Annotated in this window: 21 protein-coding genes and 1 pseudogene; 9 read left to right on the top strand and 13 right to left on the bottom strand. The window is 72.3% G+C overall.

The window, feature by feature from the left end; translation table 11 throughout:
- A pseudogene (locus DRV84_RS15855) lies at positions 1-195 on the bottom strand (hypothetical protein); the annotation flags it as partial.
- 1,429 nt (positions 196-1,624) lie between these two features.
- Between DRV84_RS15855 and DRV84_RS07445 the strand changes: the two are divergent.
- The 6 genes from DRV84_RS07445 to lexA all read left to right on the top strand — a co-directional run bounded on the left by DRV84_RS07445 (position 1,625) and on the right by lexA (position 6,477).
- On the top strand, positions 1,625-2,206 hold the full coding sequence (locus DRV84_RS07445) for an anthranilate synthase component II (RefSeq protein ID WP_115979258.1): 582 nt from the start codon (positions 1,625-1,627) through the stop codon (positions 2,204-2,206).
- Entirely contained in the window at positions 2,203-3,225 is a 1,023-nt protein-coding gene (gene trpD / locus DRV84_RS07440; RefSeq protein ID WP_115979257.1) for an anthranilate phosphoribosyltransferase, read from the top strand. Before DRV84_RS07445 ends, trpD begins: the two co-directional genes overlap by 4 nt.
- Positions 3,222-4,034: an indole-3-glycerol phosphate synthase TrpC gene (gene trpC / locus DRV84_RS07435; RefSeq protein WP_115979256.1), complete on the top strand. Its 813-nt coding sequence runs from the start codon at positions 3,222-3,224 to the stop codon at positions 4,032-4,034. The genes trpD and trpC overlap by 4 nt, the downstream gene beginning before the upstream one ends.
- 8 nt (positions 4,035-4,042) lie before the next feature.
- Positions 4,043-4,519 (top strand): cyclic pyranopterin monophosphate synthase MoaC, encoded by a 477-nt coding sequence (gene moaC / locus DRV84_RS07430; protein ID WP_115979255.1) that lies wholly within the window; start codon positions 4,043-4,045, stop codon positions 4,517-4,519.
- Positions 4,516-5,697, top strand: coding sequence for a molybdopterin molybdotransferase MoeA (locus tag DRV84_RS07425; RefSeq protein WP_115979254.1), 1,182 nt, complete (start codon positions 4,516-4,518; stop codon positions 5,695-5,697). The genes moaC and DRV84_RS07425 overlap by 4 nt, the downstream gene beginning before the upstream one ends.
- A 78-nt stretch (positions 5,698-5,775) precedes the next feature.
- Positions 5,776-6,477: a transcriptional repressor LexA gene (gene lexA, locus DRV84_RS07420; RefSeq protein ID WP_115979253.1), complete on the top strand. Its 702-nt coding sequence runs from the start codon at positions 5,776-5,778 to the stop codon at positions 6,475-6,477.
- A 281-nt stretch (positions 6,478-6,758) separates the two neighbouring features.
- On the opposite strand, the gene DRV84_RS07415 is transcribed toward lexA, so the two are convergent.
- Positions 6,759-8,798, bottom strand: coding sequence for a ComEC/Rec2 family competence protein (locus DRV84_RS07415; protein ID WP_115979252.1), 2,040 nt, complete (start codon positions 8,796-8,798; stop codon positions 6,759-6,761).
- Between the two features lie 161 nt (positions 8,799-8,959).
- Between DRV84_RS07415 and gltX the strand changes: the two genes are divergently transcribed.
- On the top strand, positions 8,960-10,369 hold the full coding sequence (gene gltX / locus DRV84_RS07410; RefSeq protein ID WP_115979251.1) for a glutamate--tRNA ligase: 1,410 nt from the start codon (positions 8,960-8,962) through the stop codon (positions 10,367-10,369).
- A 71-nt stretch (positions 10,370-10,440) separates the two neighbouring features.
- A complete protein-coding gene (gene gltA, locus DRV84_RS07405; protein WP_115979250.1) occupies positions 10,441-11,736 on the top strand; it encodes a citrate synthase in 1,296 nt (431 codons plus the stop codon).
- Between the two features lie 181 nt (positions 11,737-11,917).
- On the opposite strand, the gene DRV84_RS07400 is transcribed toward gltA, so the two are convergent.
- The 10 genes from DRV84_RS07400 to DRV84_RS07355 form a co-directional block, all read right to left on the bottom strand.
- Positions 11,918-12,694: an enoyl-CoA hydratase-related protein gene (locus tag DRV84_RS07400; protein ID WP_115979249.1), complete on the bottom strand. Its 777-nt coding sequence runs from the start codon at positions 12,692-12,694 to the stop codon at positions 11,918-11,920.
- A gap of 58 nt (positions 12,695-12,752) precedes the next feature.
- Positions 12,753-13,208 carry a cytochrome c-type biogenesis protein gene (locus tag DRV84_RS07395; RefSeq protein ID WP_115979248.1) on the bottom strand — a complete coding sequence of 152 codons (456 nt, stop codon included), beginning with the start codon at positions 13,206-13,208 and terminating at the stop codon, positions 12,753-12,755.
- Positions 13,205-15,190 (bottom strand): heme lyase CcmF/NrfE family subunit, encoded by a 1,986-nt coding sequence (locus DRV84_RS07390; RefSeq protein ID WP_115979247.1) that lies wholly within the window; start codon positions 15,188-15,190, stop codon positions 13,205-13,207. The genes DRV84_RS07395 and DRV84_RS07390 overlap by 4 nt, the downstream gene beginning before the upstream one ends.
- 54 nt (positions 15,191-15,244) lie before the next feature.
- On the bottom strand, positions 15,245-15,748 hold the full coding sequence (locus DRV84_RS07385; RefSeq protein ID WP_115979246.1) for a 3TM-type holin: 504 nt from the start codon (positions 15,746-15,748) through the stop codon (positions 15,245-15,247).
- Positions 15,739-16,350 carry a holin-associated N-acetylmuramidase gene (locus DRV84_RS07380; RefSeq protein ID WP_115979245.1) on the bottom strand — a complete coding sequence of 204 codons (612 nt, stop codon included), beginning with the start codon at positions 16,348-16,350 and terminating at the stop codon, positions 15,739-15,741. Before DRV84_RS07380 ends, DRV84_RS07385 begins: the two co-directional genes overlap by 10 nt.
- Positions 16,351-16,433: 83 nt before the next feature.
- Positions 16,434-16,889 (bottom strand): cytochrome c maturation protein CcmE, encoded by a 456-nt coding sequence (ccmE, locus tag DRV84_RS07375; RefSeq protein WP_115979244.1) that lies wholly within the window; start codon positions 16,887-16,889, stop codon positions 16,434-16,436.
- 9 nt (positions 16,890-16,898) lie between these two features.
- The gene (gene argC, locus DRV84_RS07370; RefSeq protein ID WP_115979243.1) at positions 16,899-17,927 is read right to left on the bottom strand and encodes an N-acetyl-gamma-glutamyl-phosphate reductase; all 1,029 of its coding nucleotides are present in this window, start codon (positions 17,925-17,927) and stop codon (positions 16,899-16,901) included.
- 23 nt (positions 17,928-17,950) lie between these two features.
- The gene (locus DRV84_RS07365; RefSeq protein ID WP_115979242.1) at positions 17,951-18,763 is read right to left on the bottom strand and encodes a glutamate racemase; all 813 of its coding nucleotides are present in this window, start codon (positions 18,761-18,763) and stop codon (positions 17,951-17,953) included.
- 20 nt (positions 18,764-18,783) lie between these two features.
- Positions 18,784-19,659, bottom strand: a complete 876-nt coding sequence (locus DRV84_RS07360) for a lysophospholipid acyltransferase family protein (RefSeq protein ID WP_115979241.1) — start codon at positions 19,657-19,659, stop codon at positions 18,784-18,786.
- Between the two features lie 94 nt (positions 19,660-19,753).
- A complete protein-coding gene (locus DRV84_RS07355) occupies positions 19,754-23,155 on the bottom strand; it encodes an indolepyruvate ferredoxin oxidoreductase family protein (protein WP_115979240.1) in 3,402 nt (1,133 codons plus the stop codon).
- 198 nt (positions 23,156-23,353) lie between these two features.
- Between DRV84_RS07355 and DRV84_RS07350 the strand changes: the two genes are divergently transcribed.
- Positions 23,354-24,259: a LysR family transcriptional regulator gene (locus tag DRV84_RS07350; RefSeq protein WP_115979239.1), complete on the top strand. Its 906-nt coding sequence runs from the start codon at positions 23,354-23,356 to the stop codon at positions 24,257-24,259.
- Positions 24,260-24,596: 337 nt separating this feature from the next.
- Here the strand turns inward: DRV84_RS07350 and DRV84_RS15585 are convergent, their stop codons facing one another.
- Positions 24,597-24,773: a hypothetical protein gene (locus DRV84_RS15585; protein WP_158547768.1), complete on the bottom strand. Its 177-nt coding sequence runs from the start codon at positions 24,771-24,773 to the stop codon at positions 24,597-24,599.
- Between the last annotated feature and the right edge of the window lie 44 nt (positions 24,774-24,817).

Below are 24,817 nucleotides of genomic sequence, written 5' to 3'. Positions count from 1 at the left end.
CGGCACCGCGCTCTCGCCGGCGGCGGGCGGCGTGGGCGGCGCCGCGCCGCCCTCGGGCCGCTCGAGCGCGGCGACGCTCTTCCCGGTTTCGGGCGCGGGGGCGGCGGGTGCGCCGGCGTCGGGACGCGCGGGCGTTGCTTCCAGCGTGGGGGCGGCCGGGGCCGCTCGCCCATCGGCGCCGGGTGCGCGTGTCACGGCGGGGTTGCTCCCGGTCGAGGCGGGCGCGGGTGCGCCTGCCTCGGCACGGCCCGTCTCGCCAGCGGTGTCCGGCGACACCGCGTCGAGCCCGGCGGCGTCCGAGGGCTGCGGCGGGGTGGGCAGGGCCGTCTCGGCCGGGACGCCGGTCTCGGGCTGGGCGGGGCCGCGGCGCGCCGTTTCGTCCAACAGGGCCGGGGCGTCCGGCGGCGGGGTCGCGGCGCGCGGCGCCGGCCCCTCCGCCGGCGCCTCCGGCGACGCGAGCGCCTCGGGCAGCCGGGCCGGACGGTCCTCCCGCGCGCGGTCGAAGCGCGAGCCCGTCTCCGGCGGGGCGCCCGCGGCGGGCCGGGCCTCGGCCGCGCGCTCGGTCTCGGCGGAGGGCGCCGTCGCCGCGGGCTCCGTCGCCGTCCCGCCTGCCGCCTCGGGGCGCGCGGGGGCGCTGTCGGCGGAGGGCGNCCCGCGGCGGGCCGGGCCTCGGCCGCGCGCTCGGTCTCGGCGGAGGGCGCCGTCGCCGCGGGCTCCGTCGCCGTCCCGCCTGCCGCCTCGGGGCGCGCGGGGGCGCTGTCGGCGGAGGGCGCCTCTTGCGTCGCGTCCTGCTCGGCGGTCTGCGGCGCCTGATCGGCGCCGGTCGCCTCGGTGTCTCCTGTCGCGCCGTCCGTCGCCTCCGCCGCCGGGGCTTGTTCCGCCGCCGTCCCGTCCGCCGCTGGGCGCGCCGGGTCGCTGTCGGCGGCGGGCGGATCCTGCGTCGCGTTCTGCTCGGCGACCTGCGGCGCCTGATCGGCGGAAGGTGCCTCGGTGTCTCCTGTCGCGCCGTCCGTCGCCTCGGCCGCCGGGGCTTGATCCGCCGCTGTCCCGTCCGCCTCCGGGAGCGCCGGATCGCTCTCGGCGGCGGGCGGCGCGCCCTGCCCCGCGTCGCCTCCGTCCGCTGCGCCGGACGCGGGATCACGGTCGCCGTCCCGGGCCCCCGCGTCCTCCTCCGCCTGCGCCGCCTGATCCGCGCGGGTCGCCTGCGTGTCGCCTTCGGCCGGGTCCGCCACGCCATCCGCGCGCGCGTTCGACGGCGCGGCCTCCGGCGGGGCGGTGGCCGTCTCGTCGGGGGCCTCGCCCTGCGGTGCCGCGTCGCCCGGTCCGGGCGCTGCCTCCTGCGAGGGGGCGCCGCCCTGCGCGGTCTCGGCCGGGACGACGCGATCCGGCGGGCCGGCGAGATAGGCGACCACGATGAGCGCGAGCGCAAAGGCCAATGCGCCCCAGATGAAGCCCGAGAGGGTGCGGCGTGCCACGCGCGTCGTCCTTTCTGCCGTCCTGCCTGTCTGCCGCTCCGCCGGAGCGTCGCCGGGCGGGGCCTGCCCCCTTGACGCTCTCCGGCAAGCCTGAGCATGTATAGCGCGATCGGGGCGCGCCCCTCCACCCCTTCGGCCACGGCCCGCGGATGCTGCTGCTCATCGACAACTACGACAGCTTCACCTGGAACCTCGTCCATTATCTGGGCGAGCTCGGGGCCGACGTGGCGGTGCGGCGCAACGATGCGCTGACGCCGGCGGAGGCGCTCGCGATGCGCCCGGCGGGGATCGTGCTCTCGCCCGGGCCCTGCGACCCGGACCGCGCGGGCATCTGCCTCGACCTGACGCGCGCGGCGGCGGAGGCGGGGCTGCCACTTCTCGGCGTCTGCCTCGGGCATCAGACGATCGGGCAGGCTTTCGGCGGGCGCGTCACCGGCGCGGGGCGCATCATGCACGGCAAGACCGACCGCGTGTCGCACGACGGCACGGGGCTCTTCGCCGGGCTCCCCTCCCCGCTCACGGCGACGCGCTATCACTCGCTCGTCGTCGCGCGCGAGGGGCTGCCCGAGGCGCTGCGCGTCACCGCCGAGACCGGGGACGGCACGATCATGGGCCTCGCGCACCGCAGCCTTCCGATCCACGGGGTGCAGTTCCACCCGGAATCCATCGCCTCCGAACACGGCAAGCGGATGCTCGGCGCCTTCCTCGCCGAGACGCGCGAAGCGGCATGAGCGACGGTCTGAAACCGCTGATCGGGCGCGCCGCCGAGGGGCCGCTCAGCGTGGCCGAGGCCGAGGCGGCCTTCCGCGCGCTCTTCGAGGGCGCGGCGACGCCGGCGCAGATGGGCGGCTTTCTCATGGCGCTGCGCACCCGCGGCGAGAGCGTCGACGAATACGCCGCCGCCGCCGCCGTGATGCGCGCCAAGTGCCAGCACGTCGCAGCGCCCCACGGCGCGATGGACATCGTCGGCACCGGCGGCGACGGCAAGGGCACGCTGAATATCTCGACCGCGGCGGCCTTCGTCGTGGCGGGCGCCGGCGTGCCGGTGGCCAAGCACGGCAACCGCAACCTCAGCTCGAAGTCCGGGGCGGCGGACGCGCTCGCGCAGATGGGCGTCAACGTCATGGTGCACGCGCCGGTGGTGGAGCGCGCGCTCGCCGAGGCGGGCATCGGCTTCATGATGGCGCCGATGCACCACCCCGCGATGGCGCATGTCGGCCCCGTGCGCGCCGAGCTCGGCACGCGCACGATCTTCAACATCCTCGGGCCGCTGACGAACCCCGCCGGCGTCACGCGCCAGCTCACCGGCGCGTTTTCGGCCGCGCTGCTCAGGCCCATGGCCGAGACGCTGAAGCGCCTCGGCACCGAGCGCGCGTGGCTCGTGCACGGCGCCGACGGCACCGACGAGATTTCCATCGCCGGGCCTACCCATCTCGTCGCGCTGGAGGAGGACGGCACCATCGCCGAGCGCGACATCCACCCCGAGGACTTCGGCCTCGCCCCCCACCCGTTCGAGGCGATCCTCGGCGGCACGCCGGAGGAGAACGCTCGCGCCTTCCGCGATCTCCTGAACGGCGCGCGCTCGGCCTACCGCGACGCGGTGGTGCTGAACGCCGCCGCCGCGCTGATCGTCGCGGGGCGCGCGGCGGACGCGTCCGAGGGGGTCGCCATGGCCGCCGAAAGCCTCGACAGCGGCGCGGCGCGCGGCAAGGTCGAGGCGCTGGCCCGCATCACGAAGGACGCGCAATGACCGAGACCGTGCTCGACCGGATCACCGCCTACAAGCTCGAGGAAATCGCCGCCTGCAAGGCCGCCAAGCCGCTCGAGGAGGTCGAGGAGGAGGCGCGCGCCGCGCCGGCCGTGCGCCCCTTCGCCGAGGCGCTGCTTCAGGCCTCCAAGACGGGATACGGCCTGATCGCCGAGATCAAGAAGGCCTCCCCCTCCAAGGGGCTGATCCGCGACCCCTTCGATCCGCCCGCGCTCGCCGCCGCCTACGCGGCGGGCGGCGCGACCTGCCTGTCCGTGCTCACCGACGCGCCGAGCTTTCAGGGGCAGAAATCCGATCTGACCGACGCCCGCGCGGCCTGTTCGCTGCCCGTCCTGCGCAAGGATTTCCTCTACGATCCCTATCAGGTGATCGAGGCGCGCGCGCTCGGCGCGGACTGCGTGCTCGTGATCATGGCCGCCGTCTCGGACGCGCAGGCCGCGGAGATCGAGGCCGCCGCCGAGGCCTGGGGCATGGACGTGCTGATCGAGGTGCACGACGCCGACGACCTCGCGCGGGCGGCGAAGCTCTCCTCGCGGCTCGTCGGCATCAACAACCGCGACCTGCACACCTTCGAGACCTCGCTCGACGTCACGCGCAAGCTGATCCGCCGGGTGCCGCCCGACCGGATCGTCGTCTCGGAAAGCGGGCTGTCCACGCCCGACGACCTGTCCGATCTGGCGCGCTACGGCGCGCGCTGCTTCCTCATCGGCGAGAGCCTGATGCGCGAGGCGGACGTCGCGCAGGCGACGCGCGACCTGCTCGCGCGCCCGCTCACCCCCGGCGGCATGTGAGGCGCGCGATGGCCGATCTCACGCATTTCGACGAGAGCGGCGCGGCGCGCATGGTCGACGTCTCGGAAAAGGCCGAGACCGCGCGCATCGCCCGCGCCTGCGCCTGGGTCCGCATGGCGCCCGAGACGCTCGCGCTCGTGGAGGCGGGCGAGGCGAAGAAGGGCGACGTCGAAGGCGTCGCGCGGCTCGCCGGGATCATGGGGGCGAAGCGCACGGCGGACCTCATCCCGCTCTGCCATCCGCTGCCGCTGTCCTCGGTGACGCTCGATATCGAGGCGGACCGGGATCTGCCGGGCCTGCGCCTCACCGCGACGGTCAGGACGACAGGGCGCACCGGCGTCGAGATGGAGGCGCTGACCGCGGCCTCGGTCGCCGCGCTCACGGTCTACGACATGCTCAAGGCCGCCGACCGCGCGATGGAGATCGGCGGGCTGCGCGTGCTTCTGAAGGACGGCGGCAAGTCCGGCCGCTTCGAAGCCGAATGATCCCGGTCGCGGAGGCGCTCGATCAGCTCTTCGCGCTCGTCGGCCCGCTCGGGGCGGAGCGCGTCGCCCTGCGCGACGCCGCCGGCCGGGTGCTCGCCGCCGATGCGGTCGCCACGCGGGATCAGCCGCCCTTTCCGGCCGCGGCGATGGACGGCTACGCCCTGCGCGGCGCCGAGGTCGCGCCCGGCGCGCGCTTCCGCGTCGTGGGCGAGGCGCCGGCCGGCCGCCGCCACCCGGGCGCGGTGGGCCCGGGCGAGGCCGTGCGCATCTTCACCGGCGCGCCCATGCCCGAGGGCGCCGACCGCGTCGTGATCCAGGAGGACACCGCGCGCGAGGGCGACACCATGACCGTGACCGGCACGCCCGGCCCCGGCCCGCACGTCCGCCCCGCCGGCGCCGATTTCAGCCGGGGCGCGCGGCTCGAGGCGCCGCGGCGGCTCTCGGCGGCGGATGTCGCGCTGATCGCCGCGATGAACCTGCCGGAGGTGCAGGTCACCCGCCGGCCCGAGGTCGCGATCCTCTCGACCGGCGACGAGCTGGTGATGCCCGGCGAGGCCGCGGGCGAAGATCAGATCGTCGCCTCCAACGCCTTCGGGCTGAAGGCGCTGCTCGAGGCCGAGGGCGCGACGGCGCGTCTCCTGCCCGTCGCGCGCGACACGGAGGCCTCGCTCCGCGCGGGCTTCGAACTCGCCGCGGGGGCCGACCTGATCCTGACGGTGGGCGGCGCCTCGGTCGGCGATCACGACCTCGTCGCGCCGGTGGCGCAGGCATTGGGGATGGAGACGGCCTTCTACAAGGTGGCCATGCGGCCCGGGAAGCCGCTGATGGCGGGCCGTCTGGGCGAGGCGGCGATGATCGGGCTGCCGGGCAGCCCGGTCTCGGCCATCGTCTGCGGCACGGTCTTCGTCGCCCCGGTTATCCGCAAGATGCTGGGCCTCGGGGCGGCGCCCGCGCAGCGCGCCCGCGCGCCGCTCGCCCGGGGCGTGGGCGCGAACGGCCCGCGCCAGCACTACATGCGCGCGCGGCTGACCGAGGCAGGGCTCGACCCCTTCGACAGCCAGGACAGCGCGCTTCTCTCGCTTTTGGCGGAGGCCGACGCGCTCCTCGTGCGCCCGCCCGACGACGGACCCCGCGCCGCGGGCGAGGTCATGGATTACGTGCCCCTGCCCCGGCCCTGAGCCCGCCGGCGCGCGGGCTTGACACAAAACGGGAACAGGCGTAGAACACCGGCGAGTGACCAGCCGGAGTGCCCCGCGATGCTGACCCGCAAACAGATGGATCTTCTGCGTTTCATCAACGACCGGGTCACGCGCGACGGCGTGCCGCCCAGCTTCGACGAGATGAAGGCGGCGCTGGATCTGCGCTCCAAGTCCGGCATTCACCGCCTGATCACCGCGCTGGAGGAGCGGGGCTTCATCCGCCGCCTCGCCCACCGCGCCCGCGCGATCGAGATCCTGCGCCTGCCCGACAACCTCGACGCCGCCCCGCGCGATGGGCTGCGCGTGATCGACGGCGACCGCGCCGATCCGCCCGCGGGCGCGCGCCCGGTCTCGGAGGCCGAGCCGCGGGGCGAGGTGACCGATCTGCCGCTGCTGGGCCGCATCGCGGCCGGGGAACCGATCGAGGCCATCGCCGACGAGGCGCCCGAGGTGGCGGTGCCCGGCGCGATGCTCTCGGCGCAGGGCCGGCACTACGCGCTCGAGGTCAAGGGCGACTCCATGATCGAGGCCGGGATCAACGACGGCGACATCGTGGTGATCCGCGAAACCGCCGAGGCGCGCGAGGGCGACATCGTCGTCGCGCAGGTCGAGGGCTACGAGGCCACGCTGAAGCGCTTCCGCAGCAAGGGCGACATGATCCTGCTCGAGGCCGCGAACCCGGCGTATGAAACCCGCGTCCTGCCCCGCGGCAGCGTCAGCGTGCAGGGCCGCCTCGTCGGGCTCATCCGCATGTACTGACGCGGGCCGCGCGCAGGGTGTGCCGCGCCTCGGGGGGCGCTCGGCCGGCGTGAGTTCGCGGGGTGATCGTAGGTGAGCGCAGGCCCGCCTTGGTTTCGGGGCCCCGTTACGAAAACACGACTGGCGACGGTCGCTGTCGTCACCAGCACCAGCGGCAGACGTTCGGACGTCGCGCCCGCACCAGCGGCGCAAGACTCTCCCGGAATATCCGGAGAACTTCGGCCGCCGCCCGCGCGCCACGGCGACCGCAGAGCGCCAAGTGCCGACCTCCCCCGCCTCGCCTACCGCGACAGCGCGGCGAGGCTGGCCGAGACCTCGCGCGCGCCCGTCGGGCTCCAGAGGCGGCGGCCCGCGTCGAGGGTCGCGCTTTTGATCCGCACGGCTGCGTCGGAGCGATACAGCGCGAGGCTCCCGGCGGCGCGCAGCCGCGCGCCGTCGAGCAGCACGCAGGGCTGCGGCGGCCCGGCGTAAGGCTCGGTCAGCACGACGATTTCGCCGGGCGCGCAGCCCTCGAACCGCGCCGCGCCGCGCTTGCCCCAGAGGTGGCGCACCGGCCCGTCCTCGGGCCAGCGCGCCACCGCCGCGGCGCGGCCCGCCCCGTCTCCGTCGTTCTCCAGCCAGACGCGCGCCGCGAAGCCCGCGCCGCGCCGCTTGCTCAGCGCGCGGCCCTCCTCGGTCATCACGCCCACGAGCGCGCCGCCCTGCGCGATCAGGATCGGCGGGCGCTCCGCACCGCCCCAGAGGGCGAGCGCCGCGGCCACCGGGGCGAGGCCGGCCCACCGCGTCCGCCCCTGCCAGAGCGCGACGACGAGCGCCCCCGCCGCGAGGAGCGGCAGCACCACGTGCGGCGGCGCCGGCACCGGGCGCACCGCCCCCGGCAGCCCCGTGGCCCAGCTCGCCACGCTGAGGATCCAGTCGAGCCCGAGCCCCATGACCGCGAGCGGCGCGCCCTCCAGCTCGAACGGCATGGCGAGCACCGCGACGAGCCCCGCCGGGATGACGACGGTCCCCATCAGCGGCACCGAGGCGAGGTTCGCGATCAGCCCGTAATGCGCGATCTGGTTGAAATGCGCCGCCGCCACGGGGGCGGTCGCGGCGCCCGCGACGGCGGAGGAGATCACCACCGCCGCCACCGGGCGCGTCCAGCGCGGCAGGGGCGGCGCCTCGAGCTCGCGCAGCGCCCCGAAGACGGCGACGAGCGCCGTGGTCGCGGCGAAGGACATCTGGAAGCCGGGGCCGAGCAGCGACTCGGGCTGCCAGACGAGGATGATCGTCGCGGCGAGCGCGACGGCCCGCAGCGACAGCGCGCGCCGGTCCAGCATCACGGCGACGAGCACGACCGCCGACATGACGAAGGCCCGCTCGGTCGCCACGTTGCCGCCCGAGAGCGCGAGATACCCCGCCGCCGCGGCGAGCGCGCCGCCGGCGGCCAGCTTCTTCGCCGGCAGGTGCGGCCCGGCGCGCGGCAGCATCACGAGCGCGAGGCGGAGCGTCGCGAAGACGACCCCCGCGAGGAGCCCCATGTGCAGCCCCGAGATCGCGAGGAGATGCGCGAGGTTCGCGTCGCGCAGCGCCTCCAGCGTGGGAAAGCCGATGCCGGAGCGGTCGCCCGAGAGCACCGCCGCGGCGAAGCCCCCGGCCTCGTCCGGGAGCGCGGCGCGCACCCGTTCCGAGAGCGCCATGCGCGCCCGCGTCACCATGAGCGCGCGCGGCGCGGGCGGCGCGAGCAGCAGGACCGGCGTGCGCGTGTAGCCCACCGCGCCCAGCCCCTGGAACCAGGCGTGGCGGCGGAAATCGAAGCCGCCGGGCTCCACGGGCCCCTGCGGCGGCGAGAGCCACGCGGTCAGGATCACGCGTGCGCCGACGGGTGGCACGCGGGGCGTCTCCGCCCCGTGCAGCGAGACGCGCACCCGCCCGGGCCGGCGCGCCGGATCGGTGCGTTCCAGCACCACGCGGTCGAGCGTCAGCCGCACCGCGTCCGAGGCGGAGCGGTCGATGCCGACGACGCGCCCCTCCACCGCGCCGTAGTAGCGAAACTCCAACACCGGCGCGGCCTTGAGATGCGCGCGCCCGCCGGCGAGCGCGAGCCCCATCGCCACGAGCGCGGGCGCCCAGAGAAGCGGCGCGCGGCCCGGACCGAGGCGCAGCGCCCCCGCCCCCAGCGCGAGCGCGCCCGCCGCGCAGGCGGCGAGCGCCGCGACCGGCGGCTCCACCTCCAGCGCGAAGTAGATCCCGATCCCGCAGGCGAGCGCCACCGGCACCCACGGAAAGAGATGCCCGAGCTGGCCGAGCCACACCCGTGCGAGCGCGCCGCCGCCCATCGTCCACGCCTCCGCCGGACCGCCCGGCCCGCCCCTCCCATCAGCTCGCAGTTAACACAGGGTTAAGCGCCGCGGGCCCCGCGCCTGCGCCTTGTCCCGGGCAGGCGCCGCGGCTAGACAGGCGCCGCTTTCGATCCGCCCCCAAGGAGACCCTGCGCCGCATGACAGACGAGGTCGTCACCCGCTTCGCCCCCTCGCCCACGGGCTTCCTGCACATCGGGGGCGCGCGCACCGCGCTCTTCAACTGGCTCTTCGCGTGCGGGCGCGGCGGGCGGTTCCTGCTGCGGATCGAGGACACGGACCGCGCGCGCTCCACGCCGGAGGCGACGCGGGCGATCCTCGACGGCATGGCGTGGCTCGGGCTCGACCACGACGGCGAGGCGGTGAGCCAGGCGGCGCGCGCCGAGCGCCACGCCGAGGTGGCGCAGCAGATGCTGGCCGAGGGTGCCGCCTACAAGTGCTTCGCCACGCAGGAGGAGATCGACGCCTTCCGCGAGGCGGCGCGCGCCGAGGGCCGCTCCACCCTCTACCGCAGCCCCTGGCGCGACGCGGACCCGGCCACGCATCCGGACGCGGCGTACGTGATCCGCCTGAAGGCCCCGCGCGAGGGCGCCACGGTGATCGAGGACGCGGTGCAGGGCCCCGTCACCATCGGCAACGATCAGCTCGACGACATGGTGCTGCTGCGCTCGGACGGCACGCCGGTCTACATGCTCGCCGTGGTGGTGGACGATCACGACATGGGCGTGACCCACGTCATCCGCGGCGACGACCACCTGAACAACGCCGCGCGGCAGATGCAGATCTATCGCGCGATGGGCTGGGACGTCCCCGTCTGGGGGCATATCCCGCTCATCCACGGGCCGGACGGCAAGAAGCTCTCGAAGCGCCACGGCGCGGTCTCGCTCACCGAGTACCGCGACATGGGCTATCCGGCGGCGGCGATGCGCAACTACCTCGCCCGCCTCGGCTGGAGCCACGGCGACACCGAAGTGTTCTCGGACGCGGAGCTCCGCGCGCTCTTCTCGCTCGAGGGAATCAACAAGGCCCCCGCGCGCCTCGACATGAAGAAGCTCGACAGCATCTCGGGGCGCCACATCGCCGCGATGGACGACGCGGCGCTTCTGGCCGAGCTCGAGGGCTTTCTCGACGTCACCGGGCGCGCGCCTCTTTCCGCGGTGCAGCGGACGCGGCTCGCGGCGGCCATGCCGCACCTCAAGGAACGCGCCAAGACCTTCATCGACCTGTTGGAAAAGGCGAATTTCGCGCTGGCCGAGCGCCCCGTCGCGCGCGACGAGAAGGCGGACAAGGCGCTCGACGCTGTATCCCGTCGTATACTGAGCGAATTGACGCCGCAGCTGCGAAATGCTAGCTGGACCCGCGACGCGCTCGAAGCGGTCGCGACCCGGGCCGCGGAGGAGAACGGCCTCAAATTCGGCAAGCTGGCGGGGCCGATGCGCGCCGCGCTCGCGGGCCGGACGGTCAGCCCGAGCGTCTTCGACATGATGCTGGTGCTCGGCCGCGACGAAAGCCTGGCGCGGCTCGAGGAGGCCGCGGCGGGCGGCGAATGAACGGACCGGCGCGCCGGCCGTCTCGAGGGATCAACCGCCCGGAGCCCGGGCCCGAGGACGAGGGTGTGCACATGCCTGACAGCACCAAGACCGCCAAGCTGACGATCGACGGCGAGAGCCACGATCTGCCGATGTTCAGCCCGACGGCCGGGCCCGACGTGGTGGATATCCGCAAGCTCTACCAGCAGGCGGGCGTCTTCACCTACGATCCCGGCTACACCTCGACGGCCTCCTGCGACTCAACCATCACCTTCATCGACGGCGACAAGGGCGAGCTCCTGCACCGCGGCTACCCGATCGGCCAACTCGCGGAGAAGAGCCACTTCCTCGAGGTGTGCTACCTGTTGCTCTATGGCGAACTGCCCTCGGCCGCGGAACTCGAGGACTTCGAGAGCCGTGTGACCATGCACACGATGCTCCACGAGCAGATGCAGAACTTCTTCCGCGGCTTCCGCCGCGACGCGCATCCGATGGCGATCATGGTGGGCGTCGTGGGCGCGATGTCGGCCTTCTACCACGACAGCACCGACATCTCGGACCCGTGGCAGCGCGAGGTCGCCTCGATCCGGCTCATCGCCAAGATGCCGACCATCGCCGCCTGGGCCTACAAGTACTCGGTGGGCCAGCCCTTCGTCTATCCGCGGAACGACCTCGACTACGCCTCGAACTTCCTGCGCATGTGCTTCGCCGTGCCGGCGGAGGAATACAGCGTGAACCCGATCCTCTCGCGCGCGATGGACCGGATCTTCACGCTGCACGCCGACCACGAGCAGAACGCCTCCACCTCGACGGTGCGGCTGGCGTCGTCCTCGGGCGCCAATCCCTTCGCCTGCATCGCCGCCGGCATCGCCTGCCTCTGGGGCCCGGCGCACGGCGGCGCGAACCAAGCCTGCCTCGAGATGCTCAAGGAGATCGGCTCGCCCGAGCGCATCCCCGAGTACCTCGAGCGCGCGAAGGACAAGGACGATCCCTTCCGCCTGATGGGCTTCGGCCACCGCGTCTACAAGAACTTCGACCCGCGCGCGACGGTGATGAAGCAGTCCGCCGACGAGGTGCTGGAACTGCTCGGCGTCGAGAACAACAAGACGCTGCAGGTCGCCAAGGAACTCGAAAAGATCGCGCTCGAGGACCCCTATTTCCGCGAGAAGAAGCTCTTCCCGAACGTCGATTTCTACTCCGGCATCATCCTCGAGGCGATGGGCTTCCCGATGTCGATGTTCACGCCGATCTTCGCCGTCTCGCGCACCGTCGGCTGGATCAGCCAGTGGAAGGAGATGATCGCGGACCCGCAGATGAAGATCGGCCGCCCGCGCCAGCTCTACCTCGGCGAGACGAAGCGCGACTACGTCGACATCGAGAACCGGTAAGGCGGCTTGGCGCGGCGCCGCGGGAGGGGGCGCTGCCCCCTCTTGGCCTGACGGCCAATTCACCCCCGGAGTATTTGGGCCAAGATGATGGTTGAGGCCGCCCTGCCCCATCATCTTGGCGAAAATACTCCGGGGAGCGCGAGGGGCAGCGCCCCTCGCACCCTAGCCACACGCGCCGGCGTTAGCGGCCCTCGTAGCGCGCCGGCCGCTTCTCGAGGAAGGCGAGCACTCCTTCCTGAAAATCGCGGGTCTTGCCGCAGTGTCCCTGAAGGCGCGCCTCGAGAAGGAGCTGCTCCTCGAAATCCGCCTCGAAGGCGCCGCGGAGGGCCTCCCGCGCGGCGTTGTAGGCCTGCGTCGGCCCGGCGGCGAGATGCGCGGCGCGGGCGCGCCAGCGCTCCTCGAAGGCGTCGTCCTCCACCGCTTCCCAGATCATGCCCCAGTCGTCGGCCTGCCGCGCGCTGATCTTCTCGGCGAAGAGCGCCGCGCCCATCGCCTTGGCGAGACCCATCTGCCGCGGCAGCGCCCAGGTGCCGCCCGCGTCGGGGATCAGGCCGATCCGGCTGAAGGCCTGCATGAAATAGGCGCTCTCCGTCGCGATCACCACGTCCGCCGCCAGGGCGAGGTTGGCGCCCGCGCCCGCCGCCGCGCCGTTGACCGCGGCGATGACCGGCACCGGGCAGTCGCGGATCGCGCGCAGCATCGGCACGTATTCGTCGCGCAGGATGCGCTCGAGGTCCAGATCGGCGGCGTTGCCCTCGGTCCCGAGGTCCTGCCCGGAACAGAAGGCGCGGCCGTTGCCGGTGATCACGACGACGCGCGCCTCCGCGCCGCCGGCGGCGACCGCGTGGGTGACCTCGGCGCGCATCTGGCTGTTCATGGCGTTCATCACGTCCGGCCGATCGAGCCGCAGCACCGCGATGTCGTCGGCCACGTCGAGCGTGATGGTCTGATACTGCATTGCGTCCCCTCCTCTGCGCCGCTGCGCTTCTATCGCATGCGCCCGCGGAGAAAAGGGGTCACTCCTCTAGGAGCGTCCGCAGCCGCGCCGCCTCTTCGGGGGAGAGATCGTCGTCCGCCACGGCCTTCGCGCGGGCGCGCGAGCGCAGGTAGAGCGCCGCGATCCCGCCGCCGATCAGCAGCATGCCCGGCCCGGCCAGCCAGAGGATCCAGTTCGCCCCGGTCGCGCGCGGATTGAGCAGCGCGTATTCGCCGTAGCGATCGACGATGTACTGCACGACCTCCTCGTCCGTGTCGCCGGCGACGAGCCGCTCGCGCACCATAAGCCGCATGTCGCGCGCCAGCGGCGCGTTCGACTCGTCGATCGCCTCGTTCCGGCAGACCATGCAGCGCAGGCCCGAGGAGATCTCCCGCGCGCGTTCCTCGAGCGCGGGATCGTCGAGCACCTCGTCCGGTTGCAGCGCCGCGAGCGGCGCCGCCGCGAGCAGCGCGAGGATCAGGACAAGGCGCCTCATTCCGCGGGCACTCCGCCGGTGGCCGGGGTCGCGGCCGATTTGCGCGCGCCGGCGGCGACCCGGTAGCGCCGGTCCGACAGGCTGATGAAGCCGCCGAGCGCCATCAGCGCCGAGCCGGCCCAGATCCAGTTGGCGAGCGGCTTCAGGTAGGTGCGCACCGCCCAGCCGCCGTTGTCCTGCGGATCGCCGAGGACGACGTAGACGTCGCGCAGCACGCGGTAGTCGATGCCCGCCTCGGTCGTGGGCATGCGCGCGACGGGGTAGTTGCGCTTCTCGGGGCGCAGCGTCGCGATCTCGCGCCCGTCGCGGGCGAGCGTGACGATCCCCATGAGCGAGTCGTAGTTGCGGCCCTCGGACGGGCTGTAGGGCAGCTCGCGCACCTCGTTCAGGGTCAGGGTGAAGCCCGCCATCTGCCAGCTCTCGCCCTCCTGGACGACGCGGATGTCCTCCTTCTCCCAGGCCATGAGGCCGGCGATGCCGATCATGATCACGCCGAAGCCCGAGTGCGCCACGGCGCGGCCCCAGTCGGCGCGCGGCAGGCGGCGCAGGCGATCCGGCGTGCGCCCGGCGCGCAGCCAGAGGTCCGTCGCCGCGCCCGACACGAGCCACGCGCCGAGGAAGAGCCCCACCGGCCCGAGGAGCGAATTGCCCGTCTGCATCGCCCAGGCGAGCCCGCCGATGGCAAGCGCCAGCACGAGGCCGAACCGGAGCGTGTGCAGCGCCCGGCCAATGCGTGCGCGTTTCCACGGCATGATCGCGCCCACCGGCAGGATCAGGCCGAGCGCCACCATGAAGGGCGTGAAGGCCGCGTTGAAGAAGGGTGCGCCGACCGAGAGCTTCCGGTCGAGGAACATCTCGGCCACCATCGGCCACATCGTGCCCACGAAGACCACGAAGCAGGACACCGCGAGCAGCACGTTGTTCGCCACGAGCGCCGACTCGCGGCTGGCCACGCCGAAGACGCCGCGCGCCTGCATGACGTTGGCCCGCGCCGCGAAGAGCGTGAGCGCGCCGCCCATGAAGACCGCGAGGATCAGCAGGATGAAGACCCCGCGCTCCGGGTCGTTGGCGAAGGCGTGCACGCTGGTCAGGAGGCCCGAGCGCACGATGAAGGTGCCGATCAGCGAGAAGCCGAAGGCGAGGATGGCGAGCAGGATCGTCCAGCTCTTCAGCGCCTCGCGCTTCTCGACCACGATCGCCGAGTGCAGGAGCGCCACCGCCAGCAGCCACGGCATGAAGGAGGCGTTCTCGACCGGGTCCCAGAACCAGAAGCCGCCCCAGCCGAGCTCGTAATAGGCCCACCACGAGCCGAGGGCGATGCCGATCGTCAGGAAGACCCAGGCCGCCAGCGTCCAGGGCCGCACCCAGCGGCCCCAGGCGGCGTCGACGCGGCCCTCGAGCAGCGCGCCGACGGCGAAGCTGAAGCAGATCGAGAGCCCGACGTAGCCGAGATAGAGGAACGGCGGATGCAGCGCGAGCCCCGGGTCCTGCAGGAGCGGGTTGAGGTCCTGCCCGTCGAAGGGCGGCACGGCGAGCCGCGTGAAGGGGTTGGACGTGAAGAGGATGAAGGCGAGGAAGGCCACCCCGATCATCCCCTGCACGGCCAGCACCCGCGCCCGCAGCGTCGGCGGCAGGTTGCCCCCGAACCAGGCCGCCATCGCCCCGAAGAGCGCGAGGATCAGCACCCAGAGCAGCATCGAGCCCTCGTGGTTCCCCCAGACGCCGGTGATCTTGTAGATCATCGGCTTGTCGGAGTGCGAGTTCGAGGTGACGAGCTGCAGGCTGAAGTCCGAGGTCACGAAGGCCCAGGTCAGCGCGACGAAGGAGAAGCCGAGCAGCAGAAGCTGCGTCGTCGCCGCCGGTTCGCCCACGGCGATCCATCCGGGCCAGCGGTAGTGCGCGCCGATGAGCGGCACGACCGACTGCACGAGCGCGACGATGAAGGCGAGGACGAGGGCGAAGTGGCCGAGTTCGGTAATCATGGGCCGAATATAATCGCCCCGCGCCCGCGCGCCAATCGGATTCGGCACGCCGGTTCACCGTGTCGCGCCCTGCGCCCGCGCCGCGCGCCACTCCTCGAGCGCGGGGTTCCCCGCGCCCTCCCACGCGGGCGGCGCACGCCGCGTCAGCCCGGCGGCGAGTGCGCGCTGCATCTCCTGCGCCTTGGCCTGATGGCGCGCGCCGAAATAGAAGCTCACCACCGCGCCGAGGAGCCACCAGAGCGGCTCGGGCACATGAGCGAGCGCGCCCATGCGCGCGGCGAACCACTCGGGCGCCGCCATCGCCGCGGCGAAGAGCGCCAGCGTGCCGAGCGCCATCGCCGGGCGCGGCAGCCGGTTGAGCGCGTCCACCGCCCGGTCGAAGCGCCCCCGGCGGGGATGCGCGAACTCCGCGGCGAACTGCGCGAGCGCGGCGGCGCGCGCCTCGGCGTCGCGGGTCGCCTCCGCCTCGGCGTTGACGCGGAAGACCTCGGCCGTCTCCGCGATGACGTTGCGCTCGCCCCCGAAAAGCGCGTCGAGCAGGCGTCCGATCAGCCCCATGCCGCCACCCGCTTGCGGAACTCGGCCTCGGTCAGGTGGTAGCGCGGCGACAGGAACGCCTCCGCCCGCCGGATCCAGCCGCCCTTGCCGCCCGCGCGGGTGCGCACGTACTTGCGGCTCTCGGGCCGGCGGTCGGCGAGGCGGAAGTAGAAGTTGCGCCGCGCGATGGCGTAGGCGTCGGCGAGGTGATCGGGCGCGAGCGCCGCGGCCTCCTCCGCCGCGCCGGCGGTCTCGGGGCCGATGATCCCGTCCACCGCCACGCGCAGCCCCATGTCGCCGAGCAGCCGCTGCAGGATCTTCACCGCCTCCGCGCCCGCGTTCACGTACATGTCGAAGACGCTCGGCCGCAGCGCCTCCGGCAGGCGCGCGATGCCCGGCGCGGCGTAATAGTGGCGCAGCAGGATCTCCACCGCCGCGTCGCGGTCGAGCGCGCGCACGTCGTCCTCGGTCACGGCGCCGTCGCCGTCCACGTCGCGGCCGAGCCGGCGCAGGGTGTGGATGGTCACGCCGTGGTTGGTGGCGCCGCCCGGATCGTCCGGGTCGTCGACGTAGCCGCCTTCGCGGTCCACGATCTCTCTGGCGATCTGGCCTACGCTGCGCATGCTCTCTCCTCCGCCTCGGCTGGCGGGAGAGAGCGTGGCGCGGCTCGCTTAACGGCGGGCTGACGGAGCGCGCGTTGCGCGGATCAGCTTTCCGGCGCGCCCTCGTTGTGACGGTAGACGCCCTGTTCCTTCAGCGCGTCGGTCACTTCCTTGGGCATGTAGGTCTCGTCGTGCTTGGCGAGGATCTCGCTCGCCTCGAAGACGCCGTTCACGTAACGCCCGGTGCCGACCATGCCCTGGTTCTCCTCGAAGAGATCGGGCAGCACGCCGGTGAAGACCACCGGAATAGAGGCGCCCCCGTCGGTGACGGAGAAATGGATCGTCTCCCCCTGCCCGCGCTTGAGCGTGCCCTCCTCGACGAGGCCGCCGATGCGGAACGTCTCGTTCGGGGCGGGCGGTTCGGCGGCGATCTCGCTCGGCGCGCGGAAGAAGTTGATGCCGTCACGCATCGCGTAGCCCACGAAGCCGGTGGAAATGATGAGCGCCGCCGTGGCGACGACGATGACCTGGATGCGGCGTTTCTTCTTGAGACCCTTCATGGGTGTTCCTCACGGAAAACAGGGCGCGAGCATGAGCCCGGTATGCTCCGGTATATCTAACATCAGGTTGGCGTTCTGCAAAGCTTGTCCGGACGAGCCCTTGGTCAGGTTGTCGAGCGCGGCGACCACCATGGCGCGCCCCGGCAGCCGGTCGCCCACCACCCCGATATGGCAGAAATTCGAGCCCCGCACGTGCCTTGTGGAGGGAAGCTCACCTATGGGTAGAACTTCGAGGAAGCGCTCGCCCGCGTAGGCCTGCGACAGCGTGTCGTGCACGGCCTGCGCGGCCCCGGTGACGTAGGCGGTGGCGAGGATGCCGCGGTTCGCCGGCATCAGGTGCGGCGTGAAGCGCACGCGCACCTCCCGCCCGGCGAGCGCCGAGAATTCCTGATCGAACTCGCCCAGATGGCGATGCGTGCCGCCGGCGGAGTAGGCGTGGTAGCCCTCCGAAAGCTCGGCGTGGAGCAGGTTTTCCTTGAGCGAGCGGCCCGCGCCCGAGACGGCGCATTTCAGATCGAGGATGATGTCGTCCACGTCGATCACCCCCGCCGCGATCAGCGGGCGCAGCGCGTATTGCCCGGCCGCGGCGTTGCAGCCCGTCCCGGCGACGAGCCGCGCGGGGCGAATCGACTCCCGGTAGAACTCGGTCAGGCCATAGACGGCCTCCTTCTGAAGCTCCGGCGCAGCGTGTGGCTTGCCGTACCAGCGTTCGTAATCCGCCGGATCGCGCAGGCGGAAATCGGCGGAGAGGTCGACCACCTTCACGCCCCGGGGCAGCCCCGCGATCACCTGTTGCGAGGTGGCGTGCGGCAGCGCGCAGAACACGAGGTCGAGCCCGGCGAAATCGACGTCCTCGATCCGGGCGAGCCGCGGCAGGTCGAGATGGCGCAGATGCGGAAAAACCTCGCCCATGGTGCTGCCGGCCTTGCGGTCGGCGGTGAGCGCGGCGATCTCCATCTGCCCGTGCGTGGCGATCAGCCGGACGAGCTCCGCCCCGGTGTAGCCCGAGGCGCCGAGGATGGCGACTTTCGCTGTCATGGCAACGCCTTTCGTCGTTTCGTTCACGCGGGATCGAAGGCGATCTCGCGCTTGAGGAACTGCACCGCGCGGTCCGAAACCCGCGCCGGATCGCCCGTCGTGAGGAAGCCCGCCGCCGCGCCCGCGCCGCGCATCTCCGGCCGCCGGGCGAGGTAATCGGCGAGGCTTTCGGCGACGATCCGGGGCTGCGAATAGACGGCGACCCCCGGCCCGAGCGCGGCGCGGAAGACCTCCTCCATCAGCGGGTAATGCGTGCAGCCCAGCACCGCCGCCTCCGGGTGCGGCATCTTGCGCAGGAGCGCTTCGACATGGGAGCGCACCAGCGCCTCGGCGAGGATCAAATCGCCGTCCTCAATCGCGTCCACCACGCCGCCGCAGGCCTGCGCCTCCACGTCGACGCCGATGGCGCGGAAGGCGAGCTCGCGCTGAAAGGCGCGGGAGGCGACCGTCGCCGGCGTCGCGAAGAGCGCCACGTTCTTCACCGCCACCTCGCGCGGGGGGGAATTGTCGCCCCACTGCCGCTCGGTCAGCGCCTCGATCAGCGGCACGAAGACGCCGAGCACGCGCTTGTCCGTGGGCACCCATGTCTCCTGCAGGCGGCGAAGCGCGGCGGCCGAGGCGGTGTTGCAGGCGAGGATCACCAGATCGCAGCCCGCCTCCCAGAGCCGCTCGACCCCGCGCTTCGTCAGGTCGGTGACGTCGTCGGCGTCGCGCACGCCGTAGGGCGCATGGGCGTTGTCGCCGAGATAGACGAACGGAACATCCGGCAGCCGCCGCGTCACCGCGTCGAGCACCGTCAGCCCGCCGAGGCCGGAGTCGAAGATCCCAACCGCCATGTCGCTCCGCCCGCCCGCGCTCAGGCGCGGTGCCGTTCCTCGAACTCGAAGCCGTACTCGTAGCTGCCGAGCGGCTTCGGCGACAGCTCATAGGTCTTGCGGCGCAGGAAGTCCATCATCGCGCGGGCGTCGCCCGCATGGACGGCCAGATCCTCGGGCGGGATCGGCGCCCCGATCGCGACGCGCACCGGCGTGTTCACCCGCTTGCGGAACTCCGAGATCAGCAGCCCCATGCGCAGCGTCTGGTGCAGGTGACTGGCGAGCTGGAAGAGGCGCGAGTTGGCGCCCTCGAAATAGAGCGGCACCACCGTCGCCCCCGAGCGCGCGATCATCCGCGCGGTGAAGCTGCGCCAGCCCGGGTCCATCGGGCGCGAGAAGGGCCGCGCCGCGGTGGAGACGGTGCCGCCGGGAAAGACCCCGATGCAGCCGCCCGCGGCGAGGTAGTCGAGCGCGGCGCGCCGGGTCACGAGCGTCTCGCGCTGCGCCTCGCGGGTCTCGGCGAAGTTGACCGGCAGGATCACCCGCTCGAGGTCGCCCGCCTTGCGGAACACCTTGTGCGCGAGGATGCGGAAATCGCCCCGCACCACCGACAGGAGATGGCCCAGCATCAGCCCGTCGAGGATGCCGTAGGGGTGATTGGCGATCACCACCACGGGCCCCTCGCGCGGAATGCTCTCGATCGAGCCGCGCATCACCTCGAGCGACAGGCCGTAGCGCTCGACCATGACCTCCCAGAAGTCGCGGCCGGCGGCGACCTCGCGCTCGTAGCCGCGCGCGCGGCGAATGAGGCCGATGCGGCCCGTCGCGTTCTCCATCAGGCGGATCATGGCGCGCCCGCCCCGCGTGCGGGCGGAGCGGTAATAGCTGATGTCGCGCGCGGTGCGTCGCTCTGTCATCCGCGGACGTCTCCAGGTCGGGCCGTCGCCGTTTAGACCGGTCCGGCCCTCATGGCCAGAGCGTGTAACAGCGCCATGACGCGGCCGTGACGCCCTATTCCGCCGCGCGGGCGAGCGGCGCGCGGCCCTGACGGATAACGCTCAATAGCTCCTCGCGCCGCTTGGCGGCCGTTTCGGCGTTGGCCTCCTTCACCGGGCCGAAGCCCCGGATCGAGAGCGGCAGTTCGGCGAGCGCCACGATCGCGTCGCGCGTGGTGTCGTCGAGCTTCGCCAGCGCCTCGGCCATGTCGCGCTCGTACTCCCGGATCAGGCGGCGCTCCATCCGCCGCTCGGCGGTGTAGCCGAAGGGGTCGAGCGGCGTGCCGCGCAGCACCTTCATCGCGGCGAGCAGCTTCATCGGCCGTTCGAGCCACGCGCCCAAACGGCGCTTCTTCGGGCGGCCCTGCGCGTCCTTGCCGGGCAGCATCGGCGGCGCGAGGTGGAAGTTCATGCGGAAATCGCCGCCGAACTCCGCGCGCGCCTTCTCCCGCGTCGTGAGCAGGAGCCGCGCGACCTCGTATTCGTCCTTGTAGGCCAGGAGCTTGTGATAGCCCTTCGCCACGGCCTCCTTCACCGCGCGATCCGCGATGCCGTCGAGCATGCGGCGGTAGCGCCGGGCGAGGCGCTTGCCCTGGTAGGCGGTCAGGTGTTCCTCGCGGTAGGTGATCTTCTCGTCGAGGGTCTTCGGCAGCTCGTGCACCTTGTCCTCGAGCGTCGCGGCGGCCTCCTCGGGCGCGTGGGCGGCCCAGCGCCCGACCTCGAAGGCGCGGAGGTTCGCCTCCACCGCCGCGCCGTTGAGGCGGATCGCCTCCCGGATGGCGTCCCGGCTCACGGGGATCAACCCGCGCTGCCACGCGGCGCCCATGACCATCATGTTCGAATAGATCGAATCGCCCATCACCTTGCCCGCGAGCGCGGTGGCGTCGAAGGTCTGCAACCGGTCGCGCAGCCGCCGCTCCAGCGCGCGGGAGAGATCGGCGCTCGGGATGCGGAACTCCGGGTCGCGGGTGAAATCGCCGGTCATCGTCTCGTGGCTGTTGACCACGGCGCCGGTGCGCCCGGTGGCCGTCAGCCCCAGCGTCTTGGCCCCGGCGCTCACCACCAGATCGCCGCCGATCAGCGCGTCGGCCTCGCCGGTGGCGACCCGGATCGCGGCGATGTCCTCGGGCCGCTCGGCGAGGCGGCAGTGGATGTGTACCGCGCCCCCCTTCTGCGCGAGGCCCGCCATCTCGATCATCGCGGCGCCCTTGCCCTCGATCTGCGCGGCCTGCGCGAGCACGGCGCCCAGCGTGACGACGCCCGTGCCCCCAATGCCGGTGATCACGACGTTCCAGGTCCGGTCGATCGCGGGCAGCGCGGGCTCGGGCATGTCGGGCAGCGTGACCTCGGTCGCCGCCTCCTTGCGCGGCGTCGCGCCCTCGAGCGTGACGAAGCTCGGGCAGAAGCCCTTGAGACAGGAGAAGTCCTTGTTGCAGGCGGACTGGTCGATGGCGCGCTTGCGGCCGAGCTCGGTCTCGACCGGCGCGATGGCGACGCAGTTCGACTGCACGCCGCAATCGCCGCAGCCCTCGCAGACGTCGGTGTTGATGAAGACGCGCTGATCGGGGTCCGGGAAGGCGCCCTTCTTGCGGCGGCGGCGCTTCTCGGCGGCGCAGGTCTGAATGTAAAGGATCGCGGTGACGCCCTCGACCTCGCGCAAGCGTTTCTGCACGTCCTCCATCCCGGCGCGCTCGTGGCGCTCGATCTCCTTCGGGAAGGGGGTCCAGTCGGGCTCCTCCTTCTCGTCGTAGACCACCGCGACGCGGGCCACACCCATCGCCAGCAGCTCGCGCGCGATGCGGTCGGGCGGCAGGCTGCCGTCGTTGGGCTGCCCGCCGGTCATGGCGACCGCGTCGTTGTAGAGGATCTTGTAGGTGATGTTCACGCCCGCCGCGATCGCCGCGCGTATGGCGAGCGTGCCGGAGTGGTTGTAGGTGCCGTCGCCGAGATTCTGGAAAACGTGATCGCGGGTGGAGAACGGCGCCTCCCCGATCCAGTTGGCGCCCTCGGCCCCCATGTGCGTGAACCCCTCGGTCGAGCGGTCCATCCAGAGCGCCATCGTGTGACAACCGATCCCCGCGCCCGCGCGGCTGCCCTCGGGCACGCGGGTCGAGGTGTTGTGCGGGCAGCCGGCGCAGAAATACGGCAGCCGCGCCGCGAGCTCCTCGGCGTTGTCGGCGCGCCGCGCCGCCTCCAGCGTCTCGAGGCCGCTGCGGATGCTCTCGGTCTCGCGGCCCTCCTCGATCAGGATCGCGCCGAGCTTGGCGGCGATGTCGACCGGGTCGAGCGCGTAATGGGTGGGGAAGAGCACCTCGCCGTCCTTCATGCCGCCATACACGCGGCGGCCGCGACGGTCGTCGAAGATCGCCTCCTTGACCTGCACCTCGATGAGCTTGCGCTTCTCCTCGACGACGACGATCAGCTCCAGCCCCTCGGCCCAGTCCTTGAAGCCCGCCATGTCGAGCGGCCAGGTCTGGCCGACCTTGTAGGTGGTGATCCCAAGCCGCTCGGCCTCCGCCGCGTCGATGCCGAGCAGGTTGAGCGCATGCACCACGTCGAGCCAGTTCTTGCCCGCTGAGACGATGCCGATCTTCGCGCCGGGCCTGCCCCACATCCGCTTGTTGATGCCGTTGGCGCGGGCGAAGGCCTCCGCTGCGTAGCGCTTGTGGGCGAGCAGCCGCTCCTCCTGGGGCACCCAGTGGTCGCCGAGGCGGATGTTGAGCCCGCCGGGCGGCAGCTCGAAGTCCGGCGTGACGAGCTGCATCCGCTCCGGCCGGCCGTCCACCACGGCCGTCGCCTCCACCGTGTCCTTCACCGCCTTGAGGCCGACGCAGACGCCCGCGTAGCGCGAGAGCGCGTAGCCGTAGACGCCGTAGTCGAGGATTTCCTGCACGCCCGCGGGCGAGAGGACGGGCATGTGCGCGTCCACCATGGCCCAGTCGGACTGATGGCAGGTGGTGGAGGATTCGCCGGTGTGGTCGTCGCCCATCACCATGATCGCGCCGCCATTGCCGTCGGTGCCGGCCATGTTGAAGTGGCGCATCGCATCGCCGGAGCGGTCCACGCCCGGCCCCTTGCCGTACCAGAGCGCGAAGACGCCGTCGTGCGTCCCCTCGCCCCTGAGCCCCGCCTGCTGGCTGCCCCAGACCGCCGTCAGCGCGAGGTCCTCGTTCAGCCCCGGCTGGAACGTGATGTCGTTCTCGGCGAGCTGCTTCTGCGCGCGGGTCATCTGCATGTCCACCGCGCCGAGCGGCGAGCCGCGGTAGCCGGTGACGTAGCCCGCGGTGTCGAGCCCCGCGCGCCGGTCGCGCGCCTTCTGCATCAGCATCAGGCGCACCAGCGCCTGCGTGCCGTTCAGGAGAACGGGGGATTTCGTGATGTCGAGCCGGTCGCTCAGCGAGATCTTCTGGATCGTCATGCCGTGCCTCCCTGCTGTCGAGAAATGTAATCTGCCTTTGGCGCCCATGTTAGGTCTGAAAGGCTGACCTGTATAGTGGGCACTGCGACAACTTGCGCCGCTGACGGAACGTCCCGCGGGCCGCGGCGCTTTCAATGGCGGGCCGGTTCATGGCAAAAGAGCCCTGCCCGGACCCGCCGGGGAAAAGGATGCGCCGAAATGGATTGGGACAAGCTCAGGGTCTTTCACGCCGTCGCCGATGCCGGCTCGCTCACGCATGCCGGCGAGCGGCTGAACCTGTCGCAATCCGCCGTCAGCCGGCAGATCCGCGGGCTCGAGGAGAGCCTCGGCGCGACGCTCTTCCACCGCCACGCGCGGGGGCTGATCCTGACGGAACAGGGCGAACTCCTGTTCGACGCCACCCGCGCCATGTCGAAGCGCGTGGACGCCGCCGCCGCGCGCATCCGCGACAGCGAGGAGGAAGTCTTCGGCGAGCTTCGCGTCACGACGACCACCGGCTTCGGCTCGCTCTGGCTGGTGCCGAGGCTGGCGAAGTTCTACGCGCGCTATCCCGACCTCAAGATCGACCTGATGCTCGAGGAGCGCGTGCTCGACCTGCCGATGCGGGAAGCCGACGTGGCGATCCGCATGAAGGAGCCGAGCCAGGCCGACCTGATCCGCAAGCGCCTGATGAGCGTGCGCATGTGCCTCTACGCGACGCCCGACTACATCCGCGCGCACGGCGCGCCCGAGCGGCCCGAGGAACTGTCGGGCCATCGCCTGCTCTGCCAGAATCCGCGCGCGCCACAGGTCAGCGCGGGCGCGAGCCTCGTGGCGAAGCTGATGACCTATCAGCCCTATTCGACGCTGACGGTGAACAACTACTTCGGCGTGCTGCAGGGCGTGCTCGCCAGCCTCGGGATCGGCGTCCTGCCGCATTACCTGACGCAGGACTTTCCGGACCTGCAACGCGTGCTGCCGGAGGTCGAATCGAACGAGGTGCCGGTGTTCCTCGCCTATCCGGAGGAGCTGCGCCAGTCGCGCCGCATCGCCGCCTTCCGCGATTTCGTGCAGGGCGAGATCGTCGCGCAGCGCCGCCAGGCGCGCGGCACCGCGGCGGAATAGGCCCGCCGCGCCGGGTTGCGCGAAACGCATATCCGCCTTGTCTCGCTGCGCTGCCGAAACCGCTTGATCGATTCAGAAGCGCCGCCTATCTCGGCAATCGAAGGCGATGGCGCCTAGCAGCGCATCATCTTCATACCTCCCTGTTGGACTTCGGCCGAGACTTTGTCTCGGCCTTTTTTCGTCCGTGCTTGGGAGGTAACCGCCGCGACGCGCCGCCGGGAGGGACGCCGCTCCCCACGAATGTGCGCCGCGCCAGAGCCCACGGTCCGCGTCGCCTCGGGGTCTCGACGCGGGAGCGGACCGGCGGGGCCGCGGTCGCCCGCGCCCCGCCGCGCGGTCAGCGCCCGTCGAGAGCGGCGCGGCGCAGACGCTCCTCAGCGCCGTCGCGCGAGAGGGCCGACTTGCGGTGGCTGCCGTCGCGCATCTGCTTCTCCGTCGCCCGCGCGCTGATGTAGCCGAAGGCCGCCACGAAGCCGAGCGTGCCGAGGCAGAGAATGATCGGAAGCTGGTCCATCTCGAAGTCCTTTCCTGTCGCGCTGTTGTACCGGGGGTTACGCC

The organism is Rhodosalinus sediminis (genome assembly GCF_003385555.1).
GTDB lineage: Bacteria > Pseudomonadota > Alphaproteobacteria > Rhodobacterales > Rhodobacteraceae > Rhodosalinus > Rhodosalinus sediminis.
This window is presented reverse-complemented; position numbering and strand designations above follow the sequence as displayed.

Excerpts from the sequence above, each read along its gene's own strand:
- DRV84_RS07445 (WP_115979258.1), top strand. The coding sequence starts at position 1,625 with ATGCTGCTGCTCATCGACAACTACGACAGCTTCACCTGGAACCTCGTC.
- trpD (WP_115979257.1), top strand. The coding sequence starts at position 2,203 with ATGAGCGACGGTCTGAAACCGCTGATCGGGCGCGCCGCCGAGGGGCCG.
- trpC (WP_115979256.1), top strand. The coding sequence starts at position 3,222 with ATGACCGAGACCGTGCTCGACCGGATCACCGCCTACAAGCTCGAGGAA.
- moaC (WP_115979255.1), top strand. The coding sequence starts at position 4,043 with ATGGCCGATCTCACGCATTTCGACGAGAGCGGCGCGGCGCGCATGGTC.
- DRV84_RS07425 (WP_115979254.1), top strand. The coding sequence starts at position 4,516 with ATGATCCCGGTCGCGGAGGCGCTCGATCAGCTCTTCGCGCTCGTCGGC.
- lexA (WP_115979253.1), top strand. The coding sequence starts at position 5,776 with ATGCTGACCCGCAAACAGATGGATCTTCTGCGTTTCATCAACGACCGG.
- DRV84_RS07415 (WP_115979252.1), bottom strand. The coding sequence starts at position 8,798 with ATGGGCGGCGGCGCGCTCGCACGGGTGTGGCTCGGCCAGCTCGGGCAT.
- gltX (WP_115979251.1), top strand. The coding sequence starts at position 8,960 with ATGACAGACGAGGTCGTCACCCGCTTCGCCCCCTCGCCCACGGGCTTC.
- gltA (WP_115979250.1), top strand. The coding sequence starts at position 10,441 with ATGCCTGACAGCACCAAGACCGCCAAGCTGACGATCGACGGCGAGAGC.
- DRV84_RS07400 (WP_115979249.1), bottom strand. The coding sequence starts at position 12,694 with ATGCAGTATCAGACCATCACGCTCGACGTGGCCGACGACATCGCGGTG.
- DRV84_RS07395 (WP_115979248.1), bottom strand. The coding sequence starts at position 13,208 with ATGAGGCGCCTTGTCCTGATCCTCGCGCTGCTCGCGGCGGCGCCGCTC.
- DRV84_RS07390 (WP_115979247.1), bottom strand. The coding sequence starts at position 15,190 with ATGATTACCGAACTCGGCCACTTCGCCCTCGTCCTCGCCTTCATCGTC.
- DRV84_RS07385 (WP_115979246.1), bottom strand. The coding sequence starts at position 15,748 with ATGGGGCTGATCGGACGCCTGCTCGACGCGCTTTTCGGGGGCGAGCGC.
- DRV84_RS07380 (WP_115979245.1), bottom strand. The coding sequence starts at position 16,350 with ATGCGCAGCGTAGGCCAGATCGCCAGAGAGATCGTGGACCGCGAAGGC.
- ccmE (WP_115979244.1), bottom strand. The coding sequence starts at position 16,889 with ATGAAGGGTCTCAAGAAGAAACGCCGCATCCAGGTCATCGTCGTCGCC.
- argC (WP_115979243.1), bottom strand. The coding sequence starts at position 17,927 with ATGACAGCGAAAGTCGCCATCCTCGGCGCCTCGGGCTACACCGGGGCG.
- DRV84_RS07365 (WP_115979242.1), bottom strand. The coding sequence starts at position 18,763 with ATGGCGGTTGGGATCTTCGACTCCGGCCTCGGCGGGCTGACGGTGCTC.
- DRV84_RS07360 (WP_115979241.1), bottom strand. The coding sequence starts at position 19,659 with ATGACAGAGCGACGCACCGCGCGCGACATCAGCTATTACCGCTCCGCC.
- DRV84_RS07355 (WP_115979240.1), bottom strand. The coding sequence starts at position 23,155 with ATGACGATCCAGAAGATCTCGCTGAGCGACCGGCTCGACATCACGAAA.
- DRV84_RS07350 (WP_115979239.1), top strand. The coding sequence starts at position 23,354 with ATGGATTGGGACAAGCTCAGGGTCTTTCACGCCGTCGCCGATGCCGGC.
- DRV84_RS15585 (WP_158547768.1), bottom strand. The coding sequence starts at position 24,773 with ATGGACCAGCTTCCGATCATTCTCTGCCTCGGCACGCTCGGCTTCGTG.